Origin of the sequence: Ligilactobacillus sp. (assembly GCF_036846325.1) — a bacterium.
Taxonomy (GTDB): Bacteria; Bacillota; Bacilli; order Lactobacillales; family Lactobacillaceae; genus Ligilactobacillus.
The window spans coordinates 1-1,069 of the sequence record NZ_DAIUCE010000150.1; the positions used below are offsets into that span (position 1 = coordinate 1).

The window sequence follows — 1,069 nt, forward strand, 5'->3', positions numbered from 1 at the left end:
GAGCACGATGATGCTTTTCGTAGTTCTTCCATTCATCAATCAACGGTGGTCGCGTCCCGACAAGACTCATTTCTCCCTTAAGAACGTTCCAAAATTGCGGGAATTCATCCAATGACGTTTTCCGAATAAACCAACCAATGCCATGTTTCGAGCCGTCCTTGCCCGAACCGATGATTCGAGGATCATTGTCTGCCTTAAACATGAACCCTTTCATCGTGTTCATCGCCATAAGTTCTTTCTTGCGTTCCTCTGCATCCTGATACATGCTGCGGAATTTGTAAATTTTGAAAATTCGCCCATTTTGACCGACACGTTTTTGCGAGAAGAAGATTGGTCCAGGATCCGAAAAATAAATGATCGGCCCGATGATGATTACCAAAATTCCTGTAATCAACAAACCGACAAGCGCACCGACGATATCCATCAAACGTTTCAGTGCCAACTGAAAACTGGATGCAATTTTCAAGCTTTCCGTCATAACGGTATAGCCGCCGACCTTTTCAATCGTCTTCATGCCGCGTTCGTTGTCATAAAGCTCACTGATTGAAACGTGAGAAGTAATCCCCATGTTAAGCAGATCCTGCAGCAGACTTTCTGGAACTACCCCACCCTTAGGCAAAACGAACATGACCTCGTCTACCAAATCAGTGACGATATTATCCGTAAAATCGTTAAGACTGCCTACGACCGGAACATCATCATATTTTTTGCCGACTTCAGCCGTTGAATCATCGAAAAAGACCGCTCCGGAAATCTCAATATCTCCCAATGATTTTTGTTCGATTCTTTGCTTAACGCCAGCAAAATCGTCTTTTAAAGAAACCAAAATCATTCTCTTCTTGGAATAGCCGTTTTTCTTTCGATATGCCAAAACAATCTTCTTCCATATCAATCGACCAAAATACACTGCCGGAACACCCAGTATCGCCAATAGAACAAACACCGTTCTCGAATACCAAAATGTTGTCTGACTCAAAAGAAGATATAAGGCCAAAACAATAACCAAAGCTGAAACGTATATGATTGATGCCTTTAATTCCTTCAACCAGCTACGCTTAAGAATATTGCG

1 protein-coding gene is annotated in these 1,069 nt (G+C 42.4%); it reads right to left on the reverse strand.

Annotated features, from left to right (window positions below; genetic code table 11):
• Positions 1-1,045: sugar transferase (locus tag V7Z60_RS09535; protein ID WP_334117581.1), on the reverse strand; the 1,045-nt coding region annotated here is incomplete at its 3' end.
• Between the last annotated feature and the right edge of the window lie 24 nt (positions 1,046-1,069).